Source organism: Myxococcus sp. RHSTA-1-4 (genome assembly GCF_020037125.1).
Lineage (GTDB): Bacteria > Myxococcota > Myxococcia > Myxococcales > Myxococcaceae > Myxococcus.
The window spans coordinates 170253-193378 of sequence record NZ_JAIQDG010000001.1; the positions used below are offsets into that span (position 1 = coordinate 170253).

20 protein-coding genes are annotated in these 23126 nt (G+C 70.9%); 5 read left to right on the plus strand and 15 right to left on the minus strand.

Translation table 11 applies throughout. The annotated features are described in order from the left end of the window. Nucleotides 1-8 precede the first annotated feature (8 nt). The 6 genes from K8638_RS00680 to K8638_RS00705 all read right to left on the minus strand — a co-directional run bounded on the left by K8638_RS00680 (nucleotide 9) and on the right by K8638_RS00705 (nucleotide 7156). Nucleotides 9-851 (minus strand): hypothetical protein, encoded by an 843-nt coding sequence (locus tag K8638_RS00680; protein ID WP_223752408.1) that lies wholly within the window; start codon nucleotides 849-851, stop codon nucleotides 9-11. 45 nt (nucleotides 852-896) lie between these two features. Then, entirely contained in the window at nucleotides 897-2522 is a 1626-nt protein-coding gene (locus tag K8638_RS00685; protein ID WP_223752409.1) for a hypothetical protein, read from the minus strand. A gap of 165 nt (nucleotides 2523-2687) precedes the next feature. Then, nucleotides 2688-3437: an immunity 52 family protein gene (locus K8638_RS45075; protein WP_223752410.1), complete on the minus strand. Its 750-nt coding sequence runs from the start codon at nucleotides 3435-3437 to the stop codon at nucleotides 2688-2690. A 12-nt stretch (nucleotides 3438-3449) separates the two neighbouring features. Next, nucleotides 3450-5045 (minus strand): Tox-REase-5 domain-containing protein, encoded by a 1596-nt coding sequence (locus K8638_RS00695; protein WP_223752411.1) that lies wholly within the window; start codon nucleotides 5043-5045, stop codon nucleotides 3450-3452. Then, complete coding sequence (locus tag K8638_RS00700) at nucleotides 4955-5578, minus strand: hypothetical protein (protein WP_370643890.1); 624 nt, start codon at nucleotides 5576-5578, stop codon at nucleotides 4955-4957. The genes K8638_RS00695 and K8638_RS00700 overlap by 91 nt, the downstream gene beginning before the upstream one ends. Nucleotides 5579-5986: 408 nt before the next feature. Next, nucleotides 5987-7156, minus strand: a complete 1170-nt coding sequence (locus K8638_RS00705) for a protein kinase (RefSeq protein WP_223752412.1) — start codon at nucleotides 7154-7156, stop codon at nucleotides 5987-5989. Nucleotides 7157-7561: 405 nt separating this feature from the next. On the opposite strand from K8638_RS00705, the gene K8638_RS00710 reads away from it, so the two are divergent. From K8638_RS00710 to K8638_RS00725, 4 genes are all read left to right on the plus strand, one after another. Continuing rightward, nucleotides 7562-8488: a DUF2381 family protein gene (locus tag K8638_RS00710; protein ID WP_223752413.1), complete on the plus strand. Its 927-nt coding sequence runs from the start codon at nucleotides 7562-7564 to the stop codon at nucleotides 8486-8488. After that, nucleotides 8485-10299 (plus strand): serine/threonine-protein kinase, encoded by a 1815-nt coding sequence (locus K8638_RS00715; RefSeq protein ID WP_223752414.1) that lies wholly within the window; start codon nucleotides 8485-8487, stop codon nucleotides 10297-10299. The genes K8638_RS00710 and K8638_RS00715 overlap by 4 nt, the downstream gene beginning before the upstream one ends. A gap of 351 nt (nucleotides 10300-10650) precedes the next feature. Next, nucleotides 10651-11193 (plus strand): hypothetical protein, encoded by a 543-nt coding sequence (locus K8638_RS00720; protein ID WP_223752415.1) that lies wholly within the window; start codon nucleotides 10651-10653, stop codon nucleotides 11191-11193. 429 nt (nucleotides 11194-11622) lie between these two features. Further along, entirely contained in the window at nucleotides 11623-12504 is an 882-nt protein-coding gene (locus K8638_RS00725) for a fatty acid desaturase (protein ID WP_223752416.1), read from the plus strand. A 9-nt stretch (nucleotides 12505-12513) separates the two neighbouring features. Here the strand turns inward: K8638_RS00725 and K8638_RS00730 are convergent, their stop codons facing one another. From K8638_RS00730 to K8638_RS00765, 8 genes are all read right to left on the minus strand, one after another. Next, nucleotides 12514-12996, minus strand: coding sequence for a hypothetical protein (locus K8638_RS00730; RefSeq protein ID WP_223752417.1), 483 nt, complete (start codon nucleotides 12994-12996; stop codon nucleotides 12514-12516). A 98-nt stretch (nucleotides 12997-13094) separates the two neighbouring features. Then, complete coding sequence (locus K8638_RS00735; protein WP_223752418.1) at nucleotides 13095-13757, minus strand: hypothetical protein; 663 nt, start codon at nucleotides 13755-13757, stop codon at nucleotides 13095-13097. 20 nt (nucleotides 13758-13777) lie between these two features. Continuing rightward, a complete protein-coding gene (locus K8638_RS00740; RefSeq protein ID WP_223752419.1) occupies nucleotides 13778-14620 on the minus strand; it encodes an ABC transporter permease in 843 nt (280 codons plus the stop codon). Next, complete coding sequence (locus tag K8638_RS00745; RefSeq protein ID WP_223752420.1) at nucleotides 14617-15084, minus strand: hypothetical protein; 468 nt, start codon at nucleotides 15082-15084, stop codon at nucleotides 14617-14619. The genes K8638_RS00740 and K8638_RS00745 overlap by 4 nt, the downstream gene beginning before the upstream one ends. Next, the gene (locus K8638_RS00750; protein ID WP_223752421.1) at nucleotides 15071-15949 is read right to left on the minus strand and encodes an ATP-binding cassette domain-containing protein; all 879 of its coding nucleotides are present in this window, start codon (nucleotides 15947-15949) and stop codon (nucleotides 15071-15073) included. The genes K8638_RS00745 and K8638_RS00750 overlap by 14 nt, the downstream gene beginning before the upstream one ends. Continuing rightward, the gene (gene nosD, locus K8638_RS00755) at nucleotides 15939-17273 is read right to left on the minus strand and encodes a nitrous oxide reductase family maturation protein NosD (RefSeq protein ID WP_223752422.1); all 1335 of its coding nucleotides are present in this window, start codon (nucleotides 17271-17273) and stop codon (nucleotides 15939-15941) included. Before nosD ends, K8638_RS00750 begins: the two co-directional genes overlap by 11 nt. 66 nt (nucleotides 17274-17339) lie before the next feature. Beyond that, on the minus strand, nucleotides 17340-19313 hold the full coding sequence (nosZ, locus tag K8638_RS00760) for a Sec-dependent nitrous-oxide reductase (RefSeq protein WP_223752423.1): 1974 nt from the start codon (nucleotides 19311-19313) through the stop codon (nucleotides 17340-17342). A 34-nt stretch (nucleotides 19314-19347) separates the two neighbouring features. After that, nucleotides 19348-19794 (minus strand): c-type cytochrome, encoded by a 447-nt coding sequence (locus K8638_RS00765; RefSeq protein WP_223752424.1) that lies wholly within the window; start codon nucleotides 19792-19794, stop codon nucleotides 19348-19350. Nucleotides 19795-20073: 279 nt separating this feature from the next. Between K8638_RS00765 and K8638_RS00770 the strand changes: the two genes are divergently transcribed. Further along, a complete protein-coding gene (locus tag K8638_RS00770) occupies nucleotides 20074-22377 on the plus strand; it encodes a nitric-oxide reductase large subunit (RefSeq protein WP_223752425.1) in 2304 nt (767 codons plus the stop codon). A 62-nt stretch (nucleotides 22378-22439) separates the two neighbouring features. Here K8638_RS00770 and K8638_RS00775 read toward each other — a convergent pair whose 3' ends face one another. Continuing rightward, complete coding sequence (locus K8638_RS00775) at nucleotides 22440-23078, minus strand: hypothetical protein (RefSeq protein WP_223752426.1); 639 nt, start codon at nucleotides 23076-23078, stop codon at nucleotides 22440-22442. Nucleotides 23079-23126 lie beyond the last annotated feature (48 nt).

Sequence of the window (23126 nt, forward strand, 5' to 3'; positions counted from 1 at the left end):
GGTCCGCCTCAGGGCGCCGTTCCTCCACCCTCACTGCCCTGCGTCCCGGGTTCCTCGCCCAGCATGAGCGCACCTGGCAACACGGGGCCGGAGGGCATGGGGCGCGGCTCGGCGGTGGGCTCGCGGCCAAAGGAGTAGCGCGCCTCCGCGTGGGCGCCGAACGACGCGCCCTCCGCATGGGCCACCAGCACCAGGTCACCGGAGGGCAGTGCCCCGGCCTCGAAGGCGACGACGTACGACACGGCACGGACATCCCCACCCGGGCCCTCGGGCACGGTGAAGCGCGCCGGCCCTTCGAGGAGCGACGCCTCGCGTGGCAGGGAAAGGCGCACCTCCACCGGAGCACCGAAGCCCAGCCGCCGCTCCACCTCCGCCACGAGCCGCACGCGCCCGGCGGACGACTCCACCACCGTCCAGCCCACGTGCATTGGCGCGGGGATGCGCGTGGTGAGCCCCGGCACCGGCCCCTCATGCCCAGGGGGCCCGGGCGCCTCCGGCCGCGCGGCCGTCTCATGCGACGCCACCTCCCCGGGAGCTCCTCCGGCCACCGGCCTCGCCTCAACCTCGGTGACCCGCCCTCCCCCCGTCTCCGACGACAGGTCCGGGGCGGACACCTCGGCCACGACAGCCCCGTCCACGGCCGGCGGCTTCGTGGCCTCCGGGCGAGTTCCACACGCGAGAGCGCTCTCTTCCCGCGCCTTGTTCCGCTGTGAGAACGGCGGCGGCGGCTCCGGCCGCTTGCGCACCCTGCCCCGGGCGCGCTCCACGCTGGAGGCCACTCCCGCGGAGAGCGCTCCCGCCAGGGCGAGGGCCAGCGCGACTCCGACGAGCCGCCGTCGCGTCAGCGGCAAGAGACCTCCCACGAGGAGCGCGGCTTCATCCCGGGCATCGGGCACTCACCGGCACAGGGGCTCATGGCTGGGATACGGGTACGCCACGGCGGGCTCGGTGGCCGCGTCCATCACCGAGCGGGGAAAGCCCCCGCACATCAACGCGTCCAGGAAGTCCGCGAGACACGGCGCGGGGTCCTCCGTCTGCCGCACGTCCACCACCTTGCCGTCCTCCAGCCGCCACCGGTGCCGCAGGTAGCCGCGGGCCCACGGTGAGGCCTTCATCGCCGGCGCGGCGAGCGCCTCGTACAGCGGCTGCCGGGACAGCGTGCCCCGGCCGAGCTTGTAGAGGATGGCGGACACCTCGCTCTCCTCGATGCGCTGGAGCAGCCCGTCCCAGGGCTTGGGGCGCGTCCACGTGCCCACCGCGGGCACGCGCGACTCCAGGTCCATCCAGAACATCGTCCCGCCCTGCCGGTCGTAGTACCGCGAGCTGCTCCGCGCGTCCGCGCTGAACCACGTGGCCCAGCCCTCGCTCCACGCCTGTCCGGGGAAGGTCGGCACACCGATGAAGTGCGGGCCGCCCTCCTCCGGGCTGGTGCCATGGCTGGCCATCACCCAGTGCCCCAGCTCGTGCAGCACCATGGCCTCGGACCACCACGCCGCGTCGGCGTCACCGGGCAGCCACACCTGCGCCGCCCACTTCCGCCCCGCCGCCGTCACCGGCGCCGCGGAGAAGCAGGCGCCACAGGACCACGTGGTGCCGAAGCCGAGCCACGCCACCACCGGCAGGCCGGTGCGCCCGTAGCGCTCCCGCGAGCGGTGCCACGCCAGGCGCAGCGCATCGAAGACGGCCGCGGCGCCCGAGCCCTCCGACTCGTGGATGGTGAACACCGGCCGCTCGGCCAGCGACCGCCGGGAGCGGGACCAGCTCCAGATGCGCGCCGACGCGCCGGGCACCGCCGGCACGCGCTGAGCGCCGGACAGCGCGGGGTCCGCCACCGCGTACTCCACCGCGCCGGTGCTCCCTCGTCCGGCCGCGTAGACCACGATGCGGTCCTCGTCCTCCCTCCTGGCCGGCACGCGCACCGTGAACCGCCCGTCGGCGTCCGTCACGCCCAGGTCCAGCAGCCACTCGCCCCGGAAGGAGGCGACGAGGAAGCCCCTCGCCGGCACCAGCTCCGCCTCCGGCGTCCAGCCCTGGTACGCGGCATCGGGCCCGCGGCGCGCGTAGCGCACGCTGCCGCTCAACGTCGTCCCCGGCCCGCCACACCAGCCGCGTTGCCCTTCCTCCACGCAGCCCGCCTCGCACTCGCGCGGACGCCAGCGTCCATCCGTGCACACCTCCAGGAGCGAGCCCGAGCAGCGCGTGACGCCGTCCACGCAGGCCGCGCCCTCCACGCAGCGCGCCGCACCGTCCTCCTCCACGCACGACTCCCCCACGCCGCAGTCCTCGCGCAGGAGCACGTCGAGCACGCACCGCTCCACCACGCGCGTGCCCAGACACCGGCCGCCTTCGGGCAGCGAGGAGCAGTCGAGCGCGGCGCGCATCAGCTCGTTCGTGGCGCCGGCACAGACCCGCTCGCGACAGGCGTCATCGTCCTTCACACACGCGGCATCACACGGCGCGTCCCCCTGCCCGCATGCCACCAGCAGCAGGCCCAGGCACAGCCATGACACATTGAAACGCAACGTCGTGGGCCCCTCCGGCCACCGCCGCGCCCGCGACGGATTCCGGGCAGGACAGCATGCGTCACGTGCCGGACCGCAGGAGCGGGGAGCCCACGGGTCCCCTGCCCGCTTGCTGGGTATTCAGAACCACGGACCTCCCCAGACCCGGGGGGCTGGGGCCCTCTGTCAGCCAGGGATGACAGGCTGCATGAGTCCCGCGCGGTCCAGTAGCTCGTGAACCCGCTTGCCCAGCGCCACGTGCGCGGGGTTGCTCGCTGTGATGCGTTCGGGGGTGAGGACCACCAGCGTCCCCCGCTCCTCTACGGGCTCGATGCGCGCGGGCGCGGGTAGAGGAGGCACCACCCCCCGCCGCCGCGACAGGTACGTCACCCAGCCTACGAATGTGCCGGTATCGCCCTCCCCTGAAAGCAGGTCCCGGTGATCGCGTGACGTCGCCATGGCCCAATCAGGCTCCCAGGCCAGGGCCATGCCGCGCACCACATGGGCCAGTACGGTCGCGGTGAGTACCCGGTCCGCGTTCGGCCCGCCCCAGGGCAGGGTCAATACGCAGTGATTCGGGCTGCTGCCCGCGTAATCACCACAGGTGATTCGCAGGGCCGCACGATCCCTATCGGGCCCGCCGTTGTCGAACCAGAAGGTGAAACCCAAGTCTTCAAAGACGGGCCCTCCCTTCTCGCGGTTGACGCCGCGTCGGAACAGTTCGGTGAGAGTGGGCAGGTCGGGCGGCATGAGCGAGTGCTTGCGCGCATCCTTCTGGGACCTGGTGGGCTTGTACCACTGAGCCAGGAAGGGGTCGGCCGGAGCCAACAGGGTGAGAAAGTGCGCCGTGCGCTGGGCGCATTCCTCAGCCGACTCCTTGCGCGGCCCCCAATAAGCACCCGCGTAGTAGGTTTCCGGGTAGGGCTTGGAACTCACGCCGTGCGCTCCTTATTTCGCGGGGGTGTGGACGACCTTGAATTCCCCCAACCTGGCTCCTGTCAAGAGCTTCTCAATCGCCTTCGCTGCATCGGCTTCGGCCACATGCCACTCGATGCGGAGCCCCATGCCCCGAACCCTCTCGGACTGCCGCCTCGCCTGTTCAATGAGCGCCTTGGCTCCCGAGTTCTGGAACCACCTCTTGGGTTCCAAGCCGTCAAAGAACTTCGCATAGCCGGGGCCCTTGGCCTTCAGTAGGACGCCGTCCTTGAAGCCGTCGAACTTCACACCGCCGGCCTGCGTGCTCATGCCTCCAACCCAGTAGGCTTCATCGGCCGGGTGCCCCGAAATCTGCTCCTGGTAGCGCCGGGCACGTGGCTTCAAGGATTCCTTCGCCGGTCCCCACTGGCCCGGGCCGTTGGAGGGCGCGGAGCCCTGGGTTGCCGTGTTGGCGCGGTGGAGAATGACGGCGGCTCCCGGCCCGCCGCCCAGCACCGCCGCCGCCCGGCCCACGGGCACCGCGACGCGCTCCAGCACCAGTGCGCCTTCCGCCGAGAGTGACAGCACCGGCACGGTGGCCTCCGCGCCCGCCAGGGCCCCCGTCAGCGTGCGCGTGGTGGCCGAAGCGGCGCCCCAGGTAGCAATGAGGTTTGTCAGCAGGCGGGAGACTTCCCTCACCTGCTCGCCCTCCGTCATGTACCGGAAGCGCTCCAGGTACTCGGGCGAGGAGGCCACCAGGGCGGCCAGTCCCGAGGGCAACTGGCGCAACGCGGCCCAGGTGTCAGCAGGGTGCGTGGTGAGAAGCTGGCCCACGGCCAGCCCCACGAATGCCTCCTCGGCACCGTCCAGCGTGCGGCTGATGACGTCCGCGTCATCGTAGACCTCCGCCAACAAGCGCCCGTCAGATTCCCGCAGCCCGTCATCCAGCAGGCGGAAGGCCCCGCCCTGGCCGGAGTAGAAGCGACCCATCTCGAAGGGGCCGGCGCGCAGGGCGCCCTCCTTCCACTCCACCGGTCCGACGCGCTGCTGCTGGGTGCGCCCGCTGCGCGTCCAGGCAAGGCAGCCATCCGGGCGCAGCACGGCCACCAGCGAGAAGCGCTCCACCCGGCGCAGGAGTTCCCCGCGTGAGGCCGCGCCGCCCTCCAGCACCTCTCGCAAGAGGTGCCCGGCGGCCATGCGCGGCGGGAAGGTGCCCAGCGTCACCGGGCGTTGCGCCAGCAGCCGCCCCGCATCCCCGGGCGTCAGGGGCTCGTCTCGCGGCGGCAGTGCTTCCGTGTCCTCCAGGCCCGCGCGCACCAGCAACGCCTCGAAGGCGTCCATGTCCAGCAGGCCCAGCTCCACCGCGCGCCGTGTCCGCTCCTCCGCACGGAAGGTGAGCACCACCGTGCTGGGCAGGCGGGAGGCCCTTCGGTGGCGGCTGCGCGCCTTTTCACCTGTCACCGCGCTGGCCTGTGATGAAGCGGGCGCGGGGTGTCCATTCTCCGCCAGCCCCGGCGAGGCGGCGCGCTGGTGCAGAATCAGCGTTCCAGCAGGGAGTGAAGGCGCGTGCAGCGAAGCGCATCCAGTGGCCAGGAGCACCACACCCAACAGCAGGGCCTCAGCGCGCATCGTCCAGCCCCAGGCCAAACGGCGGAGAGGGAAACCGTGTAGCGCTGGCGTTGGCGGGGTCGGCCGAAAAGGGCGTGCTCCACGTCCACCTCCACCTCGGCGCCCATGAGGCGCGCGCCCAGCACGTCCGAGGTGAAGGCTTCCACATAGAAGGGTGCCGCCCAGCCGGTGAGGAAGGCGCCCGCCGGGTGGTAATCGGGATTCATCCGGTTGGAGTAGCGGCGCACCAGGTGCGCGGAGAGGAGGCTGTAGCGCTCCAATGCACCCACCCAGACGCCCAGCGGCGCGTGGTCGGAGCCCAGCTTGAGAGCACGCACCACCTGCCCGAAGTCCGAGAGGCTGTCCCAGTCCTCCCGCCGCACCCAGCCGCCGTTACCGCCCCACAGCCGCAAGCGCAGCGGCGCGCCCACGTTGACACCGAAGTCCTCGTCCCGCTCCACCACCAGCAGGGGCGCCACCTGCAAGTACCCGGCGTCTTCGCCCGAGCCCCGCCGGGGCAGCAGTGCCAGCGTGCTGGCCTCCAGTCGCATCAAGTGGCCCCACCGGGGAGTGGGCGCAGAGACAAGCAGGGGCGTCGCGGCGCCAGACGGCGCGGTCTCGACCGGTCCACTCGTACTCCCGTCCTGGAGCAGCACGCTCGCCGCTGCTCGGCCCGGTTGCAGCAAGAATGGCAACCCCAGCAGCACGGCCCCACAACGCTTCATGCGCATACACGTCCCCTGGGCAAGCCCCCGAGCAGGGAGAAGAGGACGGATGCTCCCCCGCCGGTCCGACGCCAAGGCACCGAGGGCGGGGGCGTTGCCCCCTTCCAGCTCGCGCGCTGCCGCCTACGGCGCGGGCCCGGCCAGGGCGTGACGGGCGGACGGTGCTACCGCGGTCGCGGCGGGCGCCGGGGTTGGAGCCTCACGCCCGCTGCTTCCCGGGGGCCTTTGAGGGCGCCGTTACGCCTCACAGCTTCCGGGGGAAGGCTCGGTGGAAATGTCGTCCGGATGCAGGACACGCCGCGCGCCGTACTCCTCGGCGGCCAACGCTTCTCCGGCTTCCTCCAGCGCCGCTTGCAGCTCCGCCGCCGCTCTTGCGTGGCCGTAATCGTCGCGCTCGTGCAGCAGCTTGCGCATCCGGTCCTCCGCTTCCGCTGCGGAAGCGAAGCGCTCTGCGGGGTTGCGACGTAGCAGCTTGAGAAAGAGGGCCCGCACCGGCTCGGACAGGTTCTCGGCTGCCTTGGCCACGTCCGCGGGCGTGAAGGTGGCGGCCCGCAGCACGATTTCGCCCATGTCGGGTTCTGCCCAGACATCTTGCGCCCGCCCGATGGCATGCCCAAGTCGCTCCCGTTCCGCTTCCGGAAGGCGCGCCCACACCTCGCGCGGTAGCAGGTCCGGTGGATTGAGCAGGTGGCGGCCGGTGGCGAACTCCAGCAGCACCAACCCCAACACGAACAAGTCGGAGCGCGCGTCCTCGGGCTCTCCCAGCAGTGCTTCCGGGGACGTGTAATAGGCGTCCCCTCTGGGACGCGGCACGCGCACGGTGCGCCGCCCCGGAAGGTGCGCGGAGGCCAACCCGAAGTCCATCAGCTTCGCCTTGCCGCTGAGCTTCACGCGGATGCGGGTGGGGTCGATGGCCCGGTGGACGATGTGCAGCGGCTGGCCCTTCGTGTCTCGGCGGCCATGCGCGTGGGCCAGCGCGCTCGCCACCTGCGCGCCCACATGGAGCATGAAGGATTCCGAGAAGTAGCGCCCGCGCCCATGCGCCAGGGTGAGAAGACTTTCCAGGGAGCGACCGCTGACGGCCTCCATGATGACGTGCAGGGCCCCTCTGACCTCGTGCAGTCCGTGGACGCGGGCGATATTCGGATGCTGGAGGAAGGTGGCCAACTGCACTTCCTCCTCGAGCCGCTTCCGCGCCTCCTGCGTGGCGCGGGTGAGAACCGGGAGCGCCAGCGTCTTGACAATGACCCGGCCCAGGTCCTTCCCGCTCCTGTCACGTTTCAGGGCCAGGACGATGCGCTCGCCATGGCTGCCCGGCCCCAGGTCTTGAACCAGCTCGTAGGCGATGCCATCACGGCGAAAAAGGACATTGCCCGGCGGGAACGCCGGGGGGCGCGAGAACACCATTCGGGAAGCCTCCACCTTGCGCGCGGGAGCGGGGCACCGCGTGACAATGACGGAAAAGGTAGCGCGGGGTTGGGTCGCGAATGAAGGACGTTCAAGGTCAGATGCCGAGCCTGTTGCAACAAGACTGCAAGAAGCCCCATGGCCTACCTTGATGGTGGGTTTTGCAAAGCGCCTTTACGTGAAGTGCACATGCTCACCGCATGAAGTCACGCTGGCTTGAATCGCTTGGCGACACGAGGCGCCATGGCGCACAGGGACGAACGACCCATGGGACTCCGGCTGCCGCACGTACCACCCCAACAAGCGGCGCGCGTGAGTTGAACAGGGCCGCCGCTCCGGGTGCGGCGGAAGCACGCTCGTGGCGGGCGCCGTCTGGTACGGTCCAACACAGGAGGTCATCCCCGAGTGTCACAACTTCCCGGGCTGGGTCTGGCGCTGCTATCCCTCGTGGCGTGGACTGCGGCGGCGCAGCCGCCTTCCGAGCGCACGGTACGTGTGCGCCGTGTCCCGCTGACCGGAGCGCCCGTTGACGTGCGCGTGGCTCCCGGCATCCCCACCACGCTCAACTTCGACGCGGACATCAACCCGGGGACGGTGGAGCTGGGCGACTCGGGGCATGTGAGAGTGCTCGACGTGGGCGCGAGGTCCATCACGCTGACTCCCGGGACCGAGCTGGGCGAAGCGGTGGCGTTGCGCGTGCGCTTCGCGGACGCCTGCCTCCCCCTGGAGCCCGTCCTCTCGCTGCGCGCGGACGCGGCGGAGGTGGACGCGCAGGTCACGGCCTACCGGGACGCACGCGCCCCGGAATGGCTGCGCGCGCAAGTGGCCGAATTGGAAGCGCGCAATGCCACATGTCAGGCGGAACTGGCCGCCCTGCGCGAGCGCGGCAGGGCCACCAGCCCGGCCGCCCTGGTGCTTTCGGGCCAGCTCGAGAAAGGTGTCCAGGTGGACCGGCCGAGGTGCGAGCCGGCCATCCTCGAGGGCGGGTTGGCGTGCGACACGGAGCGGCGCCACCTCGCGGCGACGTGGGTGGTGGTGTCCGTGCGGCTGCGAAACCCGCCGGGGCAGCCGGTGTGGCGGCCCGGCGCGGCGTGGCTGGTGAGCGAATCCACCCGGGAGCGTTTCCCGGCGCGAATGGTGGCCCTGGAGCCCGAGGCGCCGGCGCCGGGCACGGAGGGAACGGTCGCGCTTGAATTCGCGCGCCCGCCCCGGCGCCCCGGGGAAGTCTTCCGGGTGGAAGCGCGGGAGGCGGAAGGCACCCGGCACCTGTCCGTCAGGGGCGTGAAGGTGCAAGATGCGGACCGGCCCGCACCGAAGAAGGACGAACCATGACTGCGGCGCAACCCTTCGGCTTCCTCAAACCCGGCGCACGCATTGACTCGTTCCGTGTCGTCAAGGCGCTCGGGGAGGGCGCGAACGGGTTGGTGCTGCTGGTGAAGCGGCGCGGCCGGCAATTCGCCCTCAAGCTGGCCCGGCACCGGGAGGTCAGCGACGACGCCGCGAAGACCAGCCAGCGCATGACGCGGGAACTGGGCTGCCTCATCCATCTGGAGCACCCCAACATCATCCGCGCCCGGGCCTGGGGCCGCTTCCCCGACCTGATTGGGGATTACTCCTACCTCGTGCTGGACTACGTGGACGGCTGGACGCTGGCCGAGTGGCTGGAGAAGACACGGCCCACCTTCAAGCAGGTGGCGCGCGTGTTCATGAAGCTGGCGGACGCGCTGGACTACATGCACCGCCAGGGCGTATTCCACCGGGACATCTCCCTGTCCAACGTCCTCATCCGCAAGGACGACGGGGAGCCCTTCATCGTGGACTTCGGCGCGGGCGACTTCGCCAACGCGCGGGATTTGACCGAGGGGCCCCTGCCCCCGGGCACCAACCGCTTCCGCGCACCCGAGGCCGTGACTTTCTGGAACGACCACCGGCTGGACTTCAGCGCGCGCTACCCCTTCCAAGCGAAGGATGACCAATACGCGCTCGCGGTGTGTCTGTACGACGCGCTGACGGACGCGGAAGCAGCGAAGGAGCCGGAGCAGCGCGCCGCGCGGCGCATCACCATCAACAGCCCCGCCATGGGCCCACCTCCCGCGCCCCGGGCGGTGAACCCGCGCGTCCCCGAAGCCCTCAGCGCCCTGGTGAGCCGGGCGGTGGAGCACGACACCGCGAAGCGGCTGCCCACGCTGGAATCCCTGCGCAGCGGGCTGGAAGCCATGGCCGACAACGGAGGTGAGGAATGGGAGGCGCCGGTCTTCGCGCCCGCTATACCGGCGCCAAGCGCACCCCCGGAGGATGAGGGCGCACGAGCGAGGGCCCGGAGGCAGCGTGCGGTAGCGGCGGCGGGCGCGGTGGTGGTGGGGGCCGCCGCGACACTCGCATGGCTGCGTGACGCACCCACGCCGCGTGAAGCGTCCGCGCCCGGCCTCTTGGTGCCCGCTGGCGGTCCTCCCGCGCGAGCGCCCGACGCGCCACCTCCTTTCCCCGCTGCGCCGCCCGCTGGTGAAGTACCGTCGTCGGCCCCCGTGGCCCCTGCAAAGAAGGAAGCTCCCACCGTGAGTGTTCCCAAGCCGCCTCCGCGTCCGCCCGCCCCGAAGCAGTCCAAGCCCGCTCCCCGCCCCACCTTCACTCCCGAGTTCCTGGCCAAGTGCGCCGGACTCGGACTGGCAGCCAAGATGCAGTTGGGTTGCCCGGCGGCCCAGGTGCAGCCGGAGCGGGAGCGTTGCCCCCAGGAAGCTCGGGAGTGGATGGCCAAGATGGGGGCGGACCATGACCTCGGCTTCGACCTGGCGCCCGACGTGAACCAGCCCGGGACGAGCAGCGGGCGGGGCGTGTACCGCACCGGGAGATACGTGGGCCGATTCATGGAGGACGTGGGCGACTTCAAGGAGGGGTGGCAGGTCGAGGGGTACATCTGGACGGAGGGAGAGAGGGTGGTTGGCCGGTACACCACGGTGTTTCCTCCGGACGGAGCCAGGGCTGGCACCGGCGACCTGTTGCCGCGCGAGGTTCCCGTCTGCATCGTCCCTGGCAACCGATACGACTACGGCTGGGAGAAGAGTGAGGGGTCCAAACCCGGGGCCGTGGTGCTCCGGACCACGGACGCGGCCCGGTTCATCTGGGATGAGTGGCCACAGCCCTGACGGAAGCAGGAGAGGGAGGCGCCACGCGATGCGAGGCGGTCTGCCCGCTCTTCGTGCGTCCCACGGCATGGGCCGACCTCTCACTCCGGTCATCCGCCGTGCTCCAGGCGAGCATTACCGGCCGGGCCCCTGTCCCCTTCGCGGGCTTGCCGTGGCTGTGCTCCAGGCCCGCTGGCCCGTGCCCCGGTGCGAATGCCCGCGTGCATGGAAGGCAGCAGCGCGGGCGCGACATGTGGTGGGGCAAGTGGCCCGGTCTCAAGACGACGACAGCTTTCCTGGCCCGCCGCGTGAACACCGTGCTGACGACTTGCAGGGTTGTGCGGTCCTGCTGGAGCCAATACGTTGCACGGGATGGGAGACTCCTTTCAGATCATCGTCGACAAGGACGTGTCCGCGGAGGACGCGCCGCGCCTCGCGGGGCAGGTGCGCGAGTGGCTTGTCGCGCGGCGCATCATCGAGCCCGAGCTGACGGACTCCGCGTTGGGGAGCCCAGGCCATCGGCCGGGGGCCGCTCACACGGAAGCGTTGAAGACGCCCGACTCCAGCGCATTCCTGGGCCTGGCGACGAATGGCCTCGCAATCGACGTGGGACGGACCGTCTTCTTCACCATCGGTGGTGAGCTGACATGCCGGGCCTGCGGGGCACAAGTAGAGCCCGAGGACGAGTGGACCGAGGCAGTGGACGCCTGGTACGAGGGTGATGACGGCGTGATGTTCGCCTGCCCTGAATGTCGGCAGCCTGAGCGATTGACGGAATGGAGCGGAAGATTCCCATGGGGCTTCGGCAAGCTGGGATTCAAGTTCTGGAACTGGCCGCCGCTGTCAGAGCGCTTCGTTCAAGAAGTCGCGGAGAAGCTGGGGCACCGGATTGTCGTGGTGCGCGGAAAGCTGTGAGCGGCGCGGCGAAATGCCCCGACGCGACGGGCCGCCCGGGTACTGTCGCGGAGCAGGACTGAAGTCGCTGCGGGTCCGCTGCATGCGCTCCGAGCGGGTGTCACGGCTCGGGGCGCCGACGGGCGCGCAAGCGGGCTCCTGGCGAACGCAACGGCGCGGGCTGCTCTCCGCGCGCCGGACGGCCCCACGCGGTGCCGCCGCACTCCGGGCGAGCGCACCACTGGCTGGTGCGGCCTGGGGTGTTCTTCACCCGACATGGGTCACTCAGCCGCGCCTGATTGCCTGCCCATGCAGGCACCCGTTCGAGACGCAACGACGACGCGAAGAGTCAATGTCTGGCAGCCAGTGAAAGCCCTGGGGTGCATTCGCGAGGACCCGCCTGGTTGCTACAGTCGGCGGGCTTCTCTCCGGGCAGGCAGGAGCCCATCCATGACCAGGACCGACACGAATGCCTCGCGGGTGGACCCGAGGCTGGACCTCCCGAGTCTCGCGGTGCACGCGCTATGGGCCGCGTGGCTGGTAGCCACCGTCGTGCTCTGGGGCGGTGCGTCCGTGCCGGCGCGCGTGGGGGCCATGGCGCTCGGCTGGGCGGTGATGTTCTGGAACTACGCCGTGCTCCACAACCACATGCATGTGCCCATCGCGAAGCCGAAGGCGCTCAAGTGGCTGGTGTCCCGCACGCTGGGGCTGGCGTGTGGCTTCGCGTACCGCGGCTACTACCTCCACCACTTCAACCACCACCGCTACAACGACGGCGAGGGTGACTGGGGACGGCGCCACCCGGGCGAGGGGGCGCTGCGCTACTGCGTGCGCTGGGCCCTCACCCCGTGGCTCTGGCCCTTCGACACCGTCGTCAAGGTGTGGAGCGCGTGCAAGACGCGCGGGCAGAAGGTGGAGCTGCTCCTCGACTTCGCCGTGGTGGACGGCACGCTGCTGGCGCTGACGCTCTGGCAGCCGTCGCTCGGCCTGTCGCTGCTGGGCACGCTCATCGTCACCCAGGCCTGCATCCACTACCTCAACCTCGCGGCGCACCTGGGCTCGGACGCGCGGGAGCGCTCGCGGCTCGCGGTGACGTCCACCTCGCGCTTCTACAATCGCTGGTTCTTCAACGCCGGCTACCACCAGGCCCACCACCTGAAGCCGCAGACGCCGTGGCGCGCGCTGCCCGAGGTCACCGCGGCGCTCGACGGCCAGGGACAGCTCCCCGCCGAGCTCCAGACGGACGTGTCGCCCATCAGCCCCGTGTGGGCCGCCCAGGTGGTCTCCCGCATGGGCGCCGCGCCCCGGCCCAGCCCCGGGGCGGGCGCGTAGCCAGCGGCCCTATCGCTTCACCCGCGCGAGGAACGCCGCGAGCAGCTCGCGCCGCTCCGCCTCGTCCGTCACGCGGTCGAGCGTGGGGAAGAGGTACGTCTCCTCCCGCAGTTCGTGGTGGTGGGAGAGGTGCTTGAACGTGGTCTCCGCGTCCAGCAGCCGCAGCACTCCGCGACGGAGCCCCGTGGAGCCCGGCTGGAGTGAGGCGAGCTCCGAGCGGAAGCGCGCGAGGAACTCCAGCAGCCGCTGATGCTCACTGGTGAAGAGGTCCGGGGAGGCGCCGCGGATGCGCTCCGCCCGCGAGAAGACAGGGAGCAGGAGCGCCTCCTCCGCCTCCAGGTGGAGGCGCTGCGCCGCCTCGAAGCGGTCGAGCCGCTCCGCCGCCAGCGGCAGCTCGAGGTCGAGCAGCGCGTCCTGGTGCTGGAGGAACAGCTCCTCCAATTCGCGGTGGAGTGCGGCCAGGCTGGCGAAGTCGGAGAAGGGCGGGCTCATGGGGGAACCACGCCGCACCTTCGCCGGAGGCTCGCGGCGCCGCAACCCCGGCGGCTCCGCCGACCGCCAGCCCGGCGCACAGCGTGGAGAACCCGTGCTCATGCCTGGAGGAACAGCAGGGACGCATCCTGGCGTACCGCGCGCTGCCTCCCCGCCATCAGGTGCCACGCCGTGAGGGCCACCACGCCCGTGGCGAAGAGGCCCAGGTACAGGCTGCCCAGGAGCGGGTAGCTGGCCGTGGTGAAGTTGGCGATCTGCTTCGTCCCCAGCAGCACGGGCATGAAGGGCTCCACCTTCACGGGCGCCGTCGGCGACAACTCATGTCCGAAGACGTAGAGCTTGTAGGCGAAGCGCCCCAGCCCGAAGAGGGACACGTAGGCGGTGAGGACGGCCAGGTCCATCAGCGAGCGCACGTTGCCGAGCGCCGCCACGCGCAGCGCCAGCAGCACCAGGCCCCCCACCGCGAAGGGAAGCCAGTCCAGGTCTGACAGCGCCGCGCGGTCGATGGGGCGCATGCCGATGTAGTGGTTGAGGGTGTTGATTTCCTGGATGTGCTGCCCGTCCCCGCCGCCCTCCAGCTTGTAGGACCAGATGTCCATGAAGAGCCCATCCGGGTACTGCGGGGCGCTCAGGTCGATTCTCCACAGCGGCGCCGTGAAGGTGAGCAGCAGCGGGACGACGAGCAGCGCGAGCGCCACCCGGGCCCGGGGGAAGAGCGGCTGGTCGAGGAAGGCGTAGAACTTCCTGAGAGGTTGTCGCATCGCGTTCTCCTCACCACGGGTCATACGAGGTCACTCCGCTGGAAGCGGCGCAGCGCATGGGCCCAGGCCCCGAGCCCCACCGCCACGGGCCAGAGCGTCCCCACCGCGAAGAGCCCCGCGCCGCCCAGGCGGTGGGCGAGGAAGAAGCCCACCGGCCCGAGCACCGCCAGGTCCGGCGTCACGCCCGACAGCAGCGCCATGCGCGCCGCCTGCACCGGGTTGAGGGCGGCCAGCAGGAACACCGTCCGGGGGTCCAGCCGCCACTGGAGCATCAGCCCCACCAGCCCGAAGTCGATGAGCGCCACGCCCAGGGCCCACAGCGTGAGCAGCCATATCATCGCCCGCGCCTGACTTCGCACCAGCGTGCTCACCGCGATGCCCAGCCCCACGAAGGCCAGCAGCAGCGCGGCGCTCACCGCCACCGCCCTCAACAGGAAGCCCCAAGGCACCTCCTGCCCGAAGGCGAGCCGGCCCAGCACGGCCATGCCCAGCATCAGCACCACCAGCGGCACCACCAGCGCCGCGTAGCGCACCGCGCTCACCGCGATGAAGAAGGCCCCACGGCGCACGGGCAGGCTGAAGAGGAGCTCCAGCGTGCCGTCCTCGCGTGCCCGGTTCACCACCTGCCCCGTCGCGGTGAGCGCCAGCAGCGGCAGCAACAGCACCAGCGCGTGACAGAAGGACAGCAGCACCCGCCCCATGCCGGAGAAGCCCAGGAGCGACGACTCCCTCAGTCCCACCAGCACGAAGGCCCCGGCCAGCAGCGCGTACACCGCGCCGCAGAACACCATCCACCGCGAGCGCAGCACCTCCGCCAGGTCCAGCCGGGCCACCGAGGCCACCTCTCGCGCGAGTGAAGTCATGGCGTGCCCTCCCGCCCTTCCCGCATGCCGGTCATTCCAGCCAGCACCTCGGCGGGAGCACGAGCCCCCGGCGCCCCCGCCTCCACCGCGCCCACCCCGTAACCCATGGGCGTGGGGCTCACCTGCACGAAGGCCACCCGCGCGCCCGGAATCCACCGGTCCTCCCGCACGTGGCGGAACCAGGCCGCGTGCACCGCCGGCCGGGCCTCCGCCTCGTAGCGCAGCAGGCACCCCGGGTCGTCGAAGTTCAGCACCCGTCCGTCCGCGAGCTGGAGCTGGGCCGCGAAGGCCGGCTCGCCCACGTGCATCCGGCAGTGCGCGCAGGCCTCGCGGTCCCACGCCACGGGCACCGGCCCCTCGGGCAGCCGCTCCGTCCAGGCGAGCGCGAGCCCCAGCCCGCCCCCGGCCCCCAACACCACCGCCCCGCGCGCCAGCCACCGCCACGGGCTCCTAGTTGCCGCCATGGGGCACCTCCACCGTCTCCAAATCACGCACCAGCAGGTCGCTCATCCGGGGCCCCAGCTCGCGCGCCAGCTCGGGGACCAGCTCCCGCTTCTCCGCCTGCGACAGGGTGCGCACCCACCAGCCGCGCAGGCCCGTGCGGAAGCCGCGCGCCTGGAGCCAGCCCGCGGCCTCCAGGGACGTGGTGGCCACCTCCACCACCGCCAGCCCCCGCCCCCCGAGGAAGTCGCCCGCGGGCCCGTCGTACGTGACGCGTCCTTCCTCGAGCGACACCACGTGGCCGGCCAGGTGCCGCAGCTCCTCCAGCCGGTGTGAGCACAGGACGAGCGTCCTGCCCGGAGCCAGCTCGTCGCACAGCGCGAAGAAGCGCTCACGCGCCCTCGCGTCGAGGCTGGCCGTGGGCTCGTCCATCACCAGCAGGCTGGCGTCCGCCGCGAGCGCGAGGGCGATGAGGAGCTTCTGCTTCATGCCCCCCGACAGCGCGCGGAAGGGACGGCCCCGCAGCGCCTCCACGTCCAGGTCCAGCCGCTCGGCGAGGCGGACGATGGCCGCGGGGGCCAGCTCCCGCGTCCGCGCCACCAGGGACACCACGTCCTCCACCGAGGCACCGAGCTGCGGCGCCACCTGCGGCACGTAGGCCAGCCGGCGGGCCACCTCGCGGCGGTCGTCGAAGGGCGAGCGTCCGTCGAGCCGCACCTCGCCCTCGCACTCCACCAGTCCCAGCAGCGAGCGCAACAGGGTGGACTTCCCGCTGCCGTTGGGTCCGATGAGGGCCACGCGCCGCCCGGCCGGCACCGACAGGTCGATGCCCTTGAGCACCTCCGCCGCGCCGAAGCGCTTGCGCACCGCTCTCAGCTCAATCCGCATGACCCGGCTCCAATTCGAGAGGCGCCATGCGCGGCGCCGCGTCCCGCATCACCGGCTTCGGCGAGAAGAGGGGCAGCAACTCGCCCGCGGCACGCACCAGCGACAGCGTGGGCGAGCCCCGGAAGAAGGCGAGGTCCGGGTAGCGGGCCACCAGGTCGCCGGACAGGCTGCGCAGCTCGTAGGGCACGTCCCCCACGCCGTCGGCGTCCAGGTCGTAGCCCGCGTAGTCGTCGAAGTCGTTTCCGCGCCACTCCACCGCCAGCGCGTCGCCGCCGCCCTCCACCTGCACCTGCGCGTGGTTGTCCCGGAAGCTGTTGGCGCTGAAGGTGTTGCGCCGCTCGCTGCTGTGGAACACCACGCCCACGTCACCCAGGCGGAAGTGGTTGCCCTCGAAGAGGTTGGTGTCGCCCTCCTGCAGCGGCGACGTGTCCAGGTAGAGGCCCACCGTGTTGTGGACCAGGAGGTTGTCCACCGCGGTGACGTTGCCGCTCTCCTTCAGGCCCAGGCCGATGCCGGCCGCGCCCGTGGCCCCCGCGAGGACGTTGCGCCGCAGGGCGATGCCGCGGCTGTACATGACGAAGATGCCCACCTCGTTTCCGGCGTAGCGGTTGTCCTCCACCACGTTGTCGTGGCTGTACATGAAGTGGGTGCCGTACCGGCCGCCGGTGACGGTGTTGCGGCGCACGGCATTGTGGCTGGAGTACCAGACCACCACGTCGCGCCCGGCCTCCACGAGGTTGTCCTCGACGCGGGAGTGCTTCGTCTCCCACAGCCGGATGGCATCCCCGCGCATGCCCAGGGCCGCCCCGCCCGAGCCCACGACGTGGTTGCCTCGCACGGTGACGCCTTCCGTCCGCTCCACCAGGATGCCGAACACCGCGTTGCGCACCGTGACGCCCTCCACCAACGCGCCGTGCCCGCGCACGTGGACGGCGGCGTCCAGCGTGTCGAACCGGCCGCCGCTGCCGTCCACGGTGAGCCCGAGCAGCCGCGCGCCCTCCCCCTCCACGCGCACCGTGGTGCCCTCGCCGGAGGAGCGCACCACCGCCCCGCGCGGCCCCCACAGGGTGACGTGCGGGGGAAGGCGCAGCGGGCCCGGATACGTGCCCGGCGCGAGGCAGAGCGCATCCCCCGCTCGCGCCGTGTCGAGCAGGGGCTGCACGGCGGTGCCCGCCTCCACCGGCCGGCACCCGGTGGGGCGCGCGGGCGTCGCGAGGACGGTGCCCTGACGCTCCCCTCTCGCGGGAGCGGGCCGGGCACAGCCGGCGAGGGTGAGTCCAACCGCGAGGACGGCACCGGCGGGAATGTGGGGAAGGAAGGCCATGGCGTGGGGTGTGGGAAGAAGTTGGCGCCCGGGACGGGGGGTGGTTCGTCCCGGGCGCCGGGAGGGTCACTTCGGCTCAACGAGGAAGTAACCCGCCATCTCGAGGTGCAGCGCCGAGCAGAACTCCGTGCAGTACATGGGGTACACGCCCGGCCTGTCGGCCACGAAGGTGACGTTGGCGTGTTTGCCCGGCTCCAGGCTCAGGTGGATGTTCTGCGAGCCGATGGTGAAGCCGTGCGTGGCGTCCTTCGCCTGCTCGATGTTGGTGATGTGCAGGTGGACCGTGTCCCCCTCCTTCACGCGGACGATGTCGGGCGTGAAGTGGCTGCGCACCGCCGTCATGTAGACGTGGACACCGTCCGCCGCGCGCACGATGCGCTCCTTGCCCCCCTCCACCGCGTGCTCGTCCTTCTGGTGGGTCAGGGCATTCGTCCCGGCGGGCTTGTAGATGTCGACGGCCTTGATTTTGTCGGCCTTGATCATCTGCGCGTAGTGAGGCTCGCCCAGGGGAATGGGGCTGTCGTAGAGGAGCTGCATCTTCTGCCCGGTGGTGTCCACGAGCTGGAAGTTCTGCGGCAGCAGCGGGCCCACCGGCGCGAAGCGGTCGATGGCCCACTTGTTCATCGCCACCAGGAACTTCCCGTCGGGCGAGACGGTGTCTCCCTCGGCCGCCGCCAGGTGGCCGATGTTGTAGTGCGTGGGCAGCTTGTCCACGAGCTTCAGGTCCTTGAGCGACCACTTCGCGACCTTCGACTCGATGAAGACGGACGTGTACGCGTAGCCCTCGTTGTCGAACTGCGTGTGCAGGGGCCCCAGGCCGATTTCACACTGGCCGCGGATGGCGTCCTGGAACGGGAGGATGGGCACGCCGTACGGGTCCTTCCCCGCCACCGTCCCGGCGGAGATGAGGGCCTTTATCTTGTCGATGCTGAAGACGGTGGCGTGTGTGTCCAGCTTGCCGCCGACGATGATGTCCTTGCCGTCCGGGGTGACGTCCACGCCGTGCGGGCTCTTGGGCTCGGGCACGAAGTAGAGCAGCCCCTCCGCCACCGCCGTCTCCAGGGGAATCACGCGCATGCCGGCCACCGTCTCCGTCTTGCCGGCCTTCACCACCGCCTCCGCCTTCCGCCAGGGGATGACGTGGAGGTAGTCCATGTCGTTCTGGGATACGCCGGACTCCAGCGGCGGGTTGCCCTCCAGGTTGCCGCCGTACGCGCGCTCGGTGTTGATGGAGTTGATGAAGATGTAGCCGTCGCTGGCCAGCTTCCCCGCGTCCGCCAGGTCCTGCATGTACGGCGGCAGCTCCATGGCCCACGACTCCTCGGGGACGATGCGGCCCTTCGCGCGGTCGAACTTCCAGAAGATGACCGCGCCCCGGTACTCGTCGTTGAACTGCTTCACGTCCGCGAACCGGCCCCCCAGCGGCGTGGGGTACTGGCTCGTCTCGATGACGTACTCGGTGTCGGGGGTGACGAACGTGGCGCCGTGCTCGCTCTCGATGAGCTCGCTGGCGACAATCTGCGTGGTGGTGAAGTCCTTCAGGGACACCACGGCGATGCGCGGGTTGGCCTTGTCGTTGACGAAGATGTACTCACCGTCGTAGTCGCCCTTCGTCTCGGAGAGCGCCGGGTGGTGCATGTCCCCCCAGGTGAGCATCTTCCCGTCGCGGCTGCCCTGCTTCAGCAGCGCGTTGGTCTGGTCTCCATAGCCGTAGCCCTGCCAGGGCTCGGGCGTGAAGACGCCGATGTACTTGAGGATGCGCATGCTCGGCACCCCCATGACGATGAGGTTGCCCCCGTGCCCGCCCGAGGCGAAGAGGTAGTACTCGTCGTGCTTGCCCGTGGGCGTGTACGTCTTGAGCGCGGCCACCACGTCCGCCTCGGACAGCCCGCGCTTCTCCATCATGTCCCGCAGCCCGCCGCTCCCCAGGCTCGCGGACGCCGTGCCCGGCGGGCTCGCGCCGCCGCCGTTGGAGCCATTGCAGCCCAGTGCCAGCAGCACCGCGGCTCCGCACATCCACTTCGCTCTCCCGCTCTTCATGGCCGTGCCCTCGCTCCCGCTCACGTGCCCGCGGCTACTTCGCCGCGAGCCCTCGGATGTGCTCGCGCAGCCCGCGCACCACGGGCTTGTCCGCCAGGTCCGGGTTGGGTGGCATCGCCGGGCTGCGGCCGACCGCGCCTCCGCCGTACGCGATGATTTTCTCGATGTGCTCGTCACTCACCGCCGTCTGCCAGGACGTGTCCTGGAAGTTGCGCGGCGGCGGCGTGAGGCCCGCGGAGGCCGCTCCGTCTCCCGCGCCCCGAGGCCCGTGACACACCGCGCAGCGCGAGTTGAAGACCTCCTCCGCCTCCTTGAGCACGGCGGGCGAGAGCGCCTCACCGCCCTTCGCCGGCGCGGCCGCCACCGCCGTCCCCGAACCCGGCGGCGCAGCGCCCTTCTCGTTACACGCCATGCCGCTCCATGCGGCGCCCACCACGAGCACCGCGGCCCCAAGCTGCCTTCGTAAGGCGTTGCCCCACATCACGGACCTCCCGTTCCAAGCTGACCGACGAGGGCCCCTGCTGCGACAGACGTGCCAGGACACCTCGCCGCCTCGCGCCACTCGGTGAGGAAACGGGAACGGGCTAAAACAAGCATTCTAGATGCATCTTTTGCGCGCTCCGGGGGCCGGGAACGCACGGACTGCGGCCCGCGCGGCGGGGAGCGCGGGTGCACCGGGAGGAAGCGCGCGTGGAACGCCCCTTGCTCAAGGGGTGGCCAGAAGCCTCACCGCCACACCCCCTTTGCTGGAGCCGCTTCCATGAAACACAAGAAGCTGTGGGCGCTACTGGGCGCCGTCATGCTCGTATCCTTCTTCGTCCTCGGCCGGGAGGGCGTGCACATCTCCCGGACGCTGCCGCCCATCCCCGAGCGGGTGACGACGCCGGACGGCACCCTGCTCCTCGAGGGTGCGGCCATCCAGCGCGGACAGAACGTGTGGCAGTCCATCGGTGGGCAGCAGGTGGGCTCCATCTGGGGCCACGGCGCCTACGTGGCGCCGGACTGGAGCGCGGACTGGCTGCACCGCGAGAGCCTCTTCATCCTGGACGCGTGGGCCCGCGCGGAGGGCCTGGCTGGCTACGAGGCGGCCCCGGCGGAGCGGCAGGCGGCCCTGCGCACGCGGCTCCAGGGGGTGATGCGCACCAACACCCATGACGCGGCCACGGGCACGGTGACGGTGGACCCGCTGCGCGCCGAGGCCTACCGCGCCAACGCCGCGCACTACACGGACGTCTTCTCCAAGGGACGGCAAGCCTACGCCATCCCCGAGGGCGCGCTGACAAACGCCGCGAAGCTGGAGGACCTCAACGCCTTCTTCTGGTGGACGAGCTGGGTGGCGTCCACGAACCGGCCCGGCGACACGGTGAGCTACACGCAGAACTGGCCGCACGAGCCGCTGGTGGGCAACGTCCCCACGGCGGCCGCGTATATGTGGACGTTCATCTCCGTGGTGCTGCTGCTGGCGGCGGTGGGCGCGCTCGTCTGGTACGTGAGCCGCAAGGCCGAGGAGCCCGAGGAGACGCCGCCCGCGAAGGACCCGTTCCTGGGCATGGTGCTGACGCCGAGCCAGCGCGCCACGGGCAAGTACTTCCTGGTGGTGGTGGCGTTGATGCTGGTGCAGGTGGTGCTGGGAGGCGTCACGGCGCACTTCGGCGTGGAGGGTGACGGCTTCTATGGTGTGCCGCTGGCGAAGTACCTGCCCTACGCGGTGACGCGGAGCTGGCACACGCAGCTCGGCATCTTCTGGATTGCCACCGCGTGGCTGGCCACCGGCCTGTTCGTGGGCCCGGCGGTGAGCGGGGTGGAGCCGCGCTTCCAGCGCTTCGGCGTCAACTTCCTCTTCGTGTGCCTGGTCATCATCGTCGCGGGCGCCATGGTGGGCCAGTGGGCCAGCGTGCAGCAGCGGCTGGGCGGGGACCTCTGGTTCTGGTTCGGCCACCAGGGCTACGAGTACGTGGACCTGGGCCGCTTCTGGCAGCTCTTCCTCTTCGTGGGCCTCTTCGTCTGGCTGTTCCTCACCGCGCGCTCCATCTGGCCCGCGCTGAAGAAGCCGTCGGAGAACCGGCCCCTCATCCTGCTGTTCGTCCTGTCCTCGCTGGCCATCGCTTCCTTCTACGGCGCGGGGCTGATGTACGGGCAGCGCAGCCACCTGGGCATGGTGGAGTACTGGCGCTGGTGGGTGGTGCACCTGTGGGTGGAGGGCTTCTTCGAGGTGTTCGCCACGGTGGTGATGGCGTTCCTCTTCGTGCGGCTGGGCGTGCTGTCCGCGAAGGTGGCCACGCCGGTGGTGCTCTTCTCCACCATCATCTTCCTGGCGGGCGGCATCATCGGCACGTTCCACCACCTGTACTTCTCCGGCACGCCGTCGTCGGCGCTGGGGCTGGGCGCCACGTTCAGCGCGCTGGAGGTGGTGCCGCTGGTGCTGGTGGGCCGCGAGGTGTGGAGCCACCTGCGCCTGTCGAAGCTGGGGGGATGGATGGAGCGCTACCGCTGGCCCATCCTCTACTTCGTGGCGGTGGCCTTCTGGAACCTGGTGGGCGCGGGCGTGTTCGGCTTCCTCATCAACCCGCCGGTGGCGCTCTACTTCATGCAGGGCCTCAACCTGACGCCGGTCCACGGCCACACGGCGCTGTTCGGCGTGTACGGCATGCTGGGCATCGCGCTGATGCTCTTCACGCTGCGGATGGCGCGGCCGGAGGCGCGGTGGCGCACGCGCACGCTGGCCTGGAGCTTCTGGTGCCTCAACGGAGGCTTGGTGCTGATGGTGGTGCTGTCCATGCTGCCCATCGGCATCCTCCAGACGCAGGCGGCCATCGAGCAGGGCACGTGGTGGGCGCGCAGCGCGGAGTTCCTCCAGACGCCGCTGATGGACACGCTGCGCTGGCTGCGCGCGCCGGGTGACACCATCTTCGCCCTGGGCGTGGGCTTCCTGGCCTGGTTCGTGGTGGGGCTGAAGACGGGCTGGTCGCTGGAGCCCGCCGCCACGTTCCACCCGGAGCCCCTCCCGTCCGAGGCCACGCCCCCGCTGGGCATCGCCGCGCCCACCGCGCTGCGCCGGCGGTGAGGAGGCACGCGCTCTCAGCGCGAAAGGGGCGCCCGTCCCGCGGGGAGGAATCGCGGCGCTTCTCAGTGGACCTTCACGCGGGCGGAGGACTCGCGCGCGATGCGGGGCTTGGGCGTCACCATGCGGGCGATGCCGTAGAAGAGCTGGTCCTCGGTGTAGACCTTGCGCACGCGGCGGTGGGTGCCGGGGACGTAGGCATGGCCGGGGCGCTCCAGCCACTGGAGGACGCGTACCTCGCCGGAGTAGGCGAGGGCGGCCAGCAGCTCCGGCGGGCACAGCTTGAGGTAGCGGCGCACCAGCGGCCGCAGCTTGCGGGAGAAGGACTTGCCCAGCACCGCGTGGCGCCGGCCGGAGTGCAGCGTCCCGTCGAAGCGGCGCGACAGGTGGAAGAGCTCGTGCAGCACCGTCTCCACGCGGGCTCGGGCGGTGGAGCCCCGGAAGAAGAGCGGGCGCAGGGTGATGGCGTAGAGCATCCGCTTGCCGCGGATGCGGATGACGGGCTTGCGGCGGCCGGTGCGGTCCGTGCTCTTGCCGCCCCGGAAGCACAGCGGCTTCACCGTGCCCCGCGAGGCCCGCCGTGCTTCCCCGGCGACGACCAGGATGCGGCCCGACTTCACATGGGCGAACTCCGGCATCTTCTCGGAGATGTCCCGGATGAGGGCGCGAACCGTCTTGTTGAAGTTGGGGCGGCGTGGGACCACGAGTGGTGGACAGTCTAGCGGAAAAGTCCTTGGGGCGGCCCCGGTGCT

Bases quoted from the DNA above. Each gene is read 5' to 3' on its own strand.
- K8638_RS00770 (WP_223752425.1), top strand. From the start codon at position 20,074: ATGAAACACAAGAAGCTGTGGGCGCTACTGGGCGCCGTCATGCTCGTA.
- K8638_RS00720 (WP_223752415.1), top strand. From the start codon at position 10,651: ATGGGAGACTCCTTTCAGATCATCGTCGACAAGGACGTGTCCGCGGAG.
- K8638_RS00730 (WP_223752417.1), bottom strand. From the start codon at position 12,996: ATGAGCCCGCCCTTCTCCGACTTCGCCAGCCTGGCCGCACTCCACCGC.
- K8638_RS00740 (WP_223752419.1), bottom strand. From the start codon at position 14,620: ATGACTTCACTCGCGCGAGAGGTGGCCTCGGTGGCCCGGCTGGACCTG.
- K8638_RS00705 (WP_223752412.1), bottom strand. From the start codon at position 7,156: ATGGTGTTCTCGCGCCCCCCGGCGTTCCCGCCGGGCAATGTCCTTTTT.
- K8638_RS00725 (WP_223752416.1), top strand. From the start codon at position 11,623: ATGACCAGGACCGACACGAATGCCTCGCGGGTGGACCCGAGGCTGGAC.
- K8638_RS00750 (WP_223752421.1), bottom strand. From the start codon at position 15,949: ATGCGGATTGAGCTGAGAGCGGTGCGCAAGCGCTTCGGCGCGGCGGAG.
- K8638_RS00695 (WP_223752411.1), bottom strand. From the start codon at position 5,045: ATGCGCGCTGAGGCCCTGCTGTTGGGTGTGGTGCTCCTGGCCACTGGA.
- nosZ (WP_223752423.1), bottom strand. From the start codon at position 19,313: ATGAAGAGCGGGAGAGCGAAGTGGATGTGCGGAGCCGCGGTGCTGCTG.
- K8638_RS00745 (WP_223752420.1), bottom strand. From the start codon at position 15,084: ATGGCGGCAACTAGGAGCCCGTGGCGGTGGCTGGCGCGCGGGGCGGTG.
- K8638_RS00765 (WP_223752424.1), bottom strand. From the start codon at position 19,794: ATGTGGGGCAACGCCTTACGAAGGCAGCTTGGGGCCGCGGTGCTCGTG.
- K8638_RS00735 (WP_223752418.1), bottom strand. From the start codon at position 13,757: ATGCGACAACCTCTCAGGAAGTTCTACGCCTTCCTCGACCAGCCGCTC.
- nosD (WP_223752422.1), bottom strand. From the start codon at position 17,273: ATGGCCTTCCTTCCCCACATTCCCGCCGGTGCCGTCCTCGCGGTTGGA.
- K8638_RS00715 (WP_223752414.1), top strand. From the start codon at position 8,485: ATGACTGCGGCGCAACCCTTCGGCTTCCTCAAACCCGGCGCACGCATT.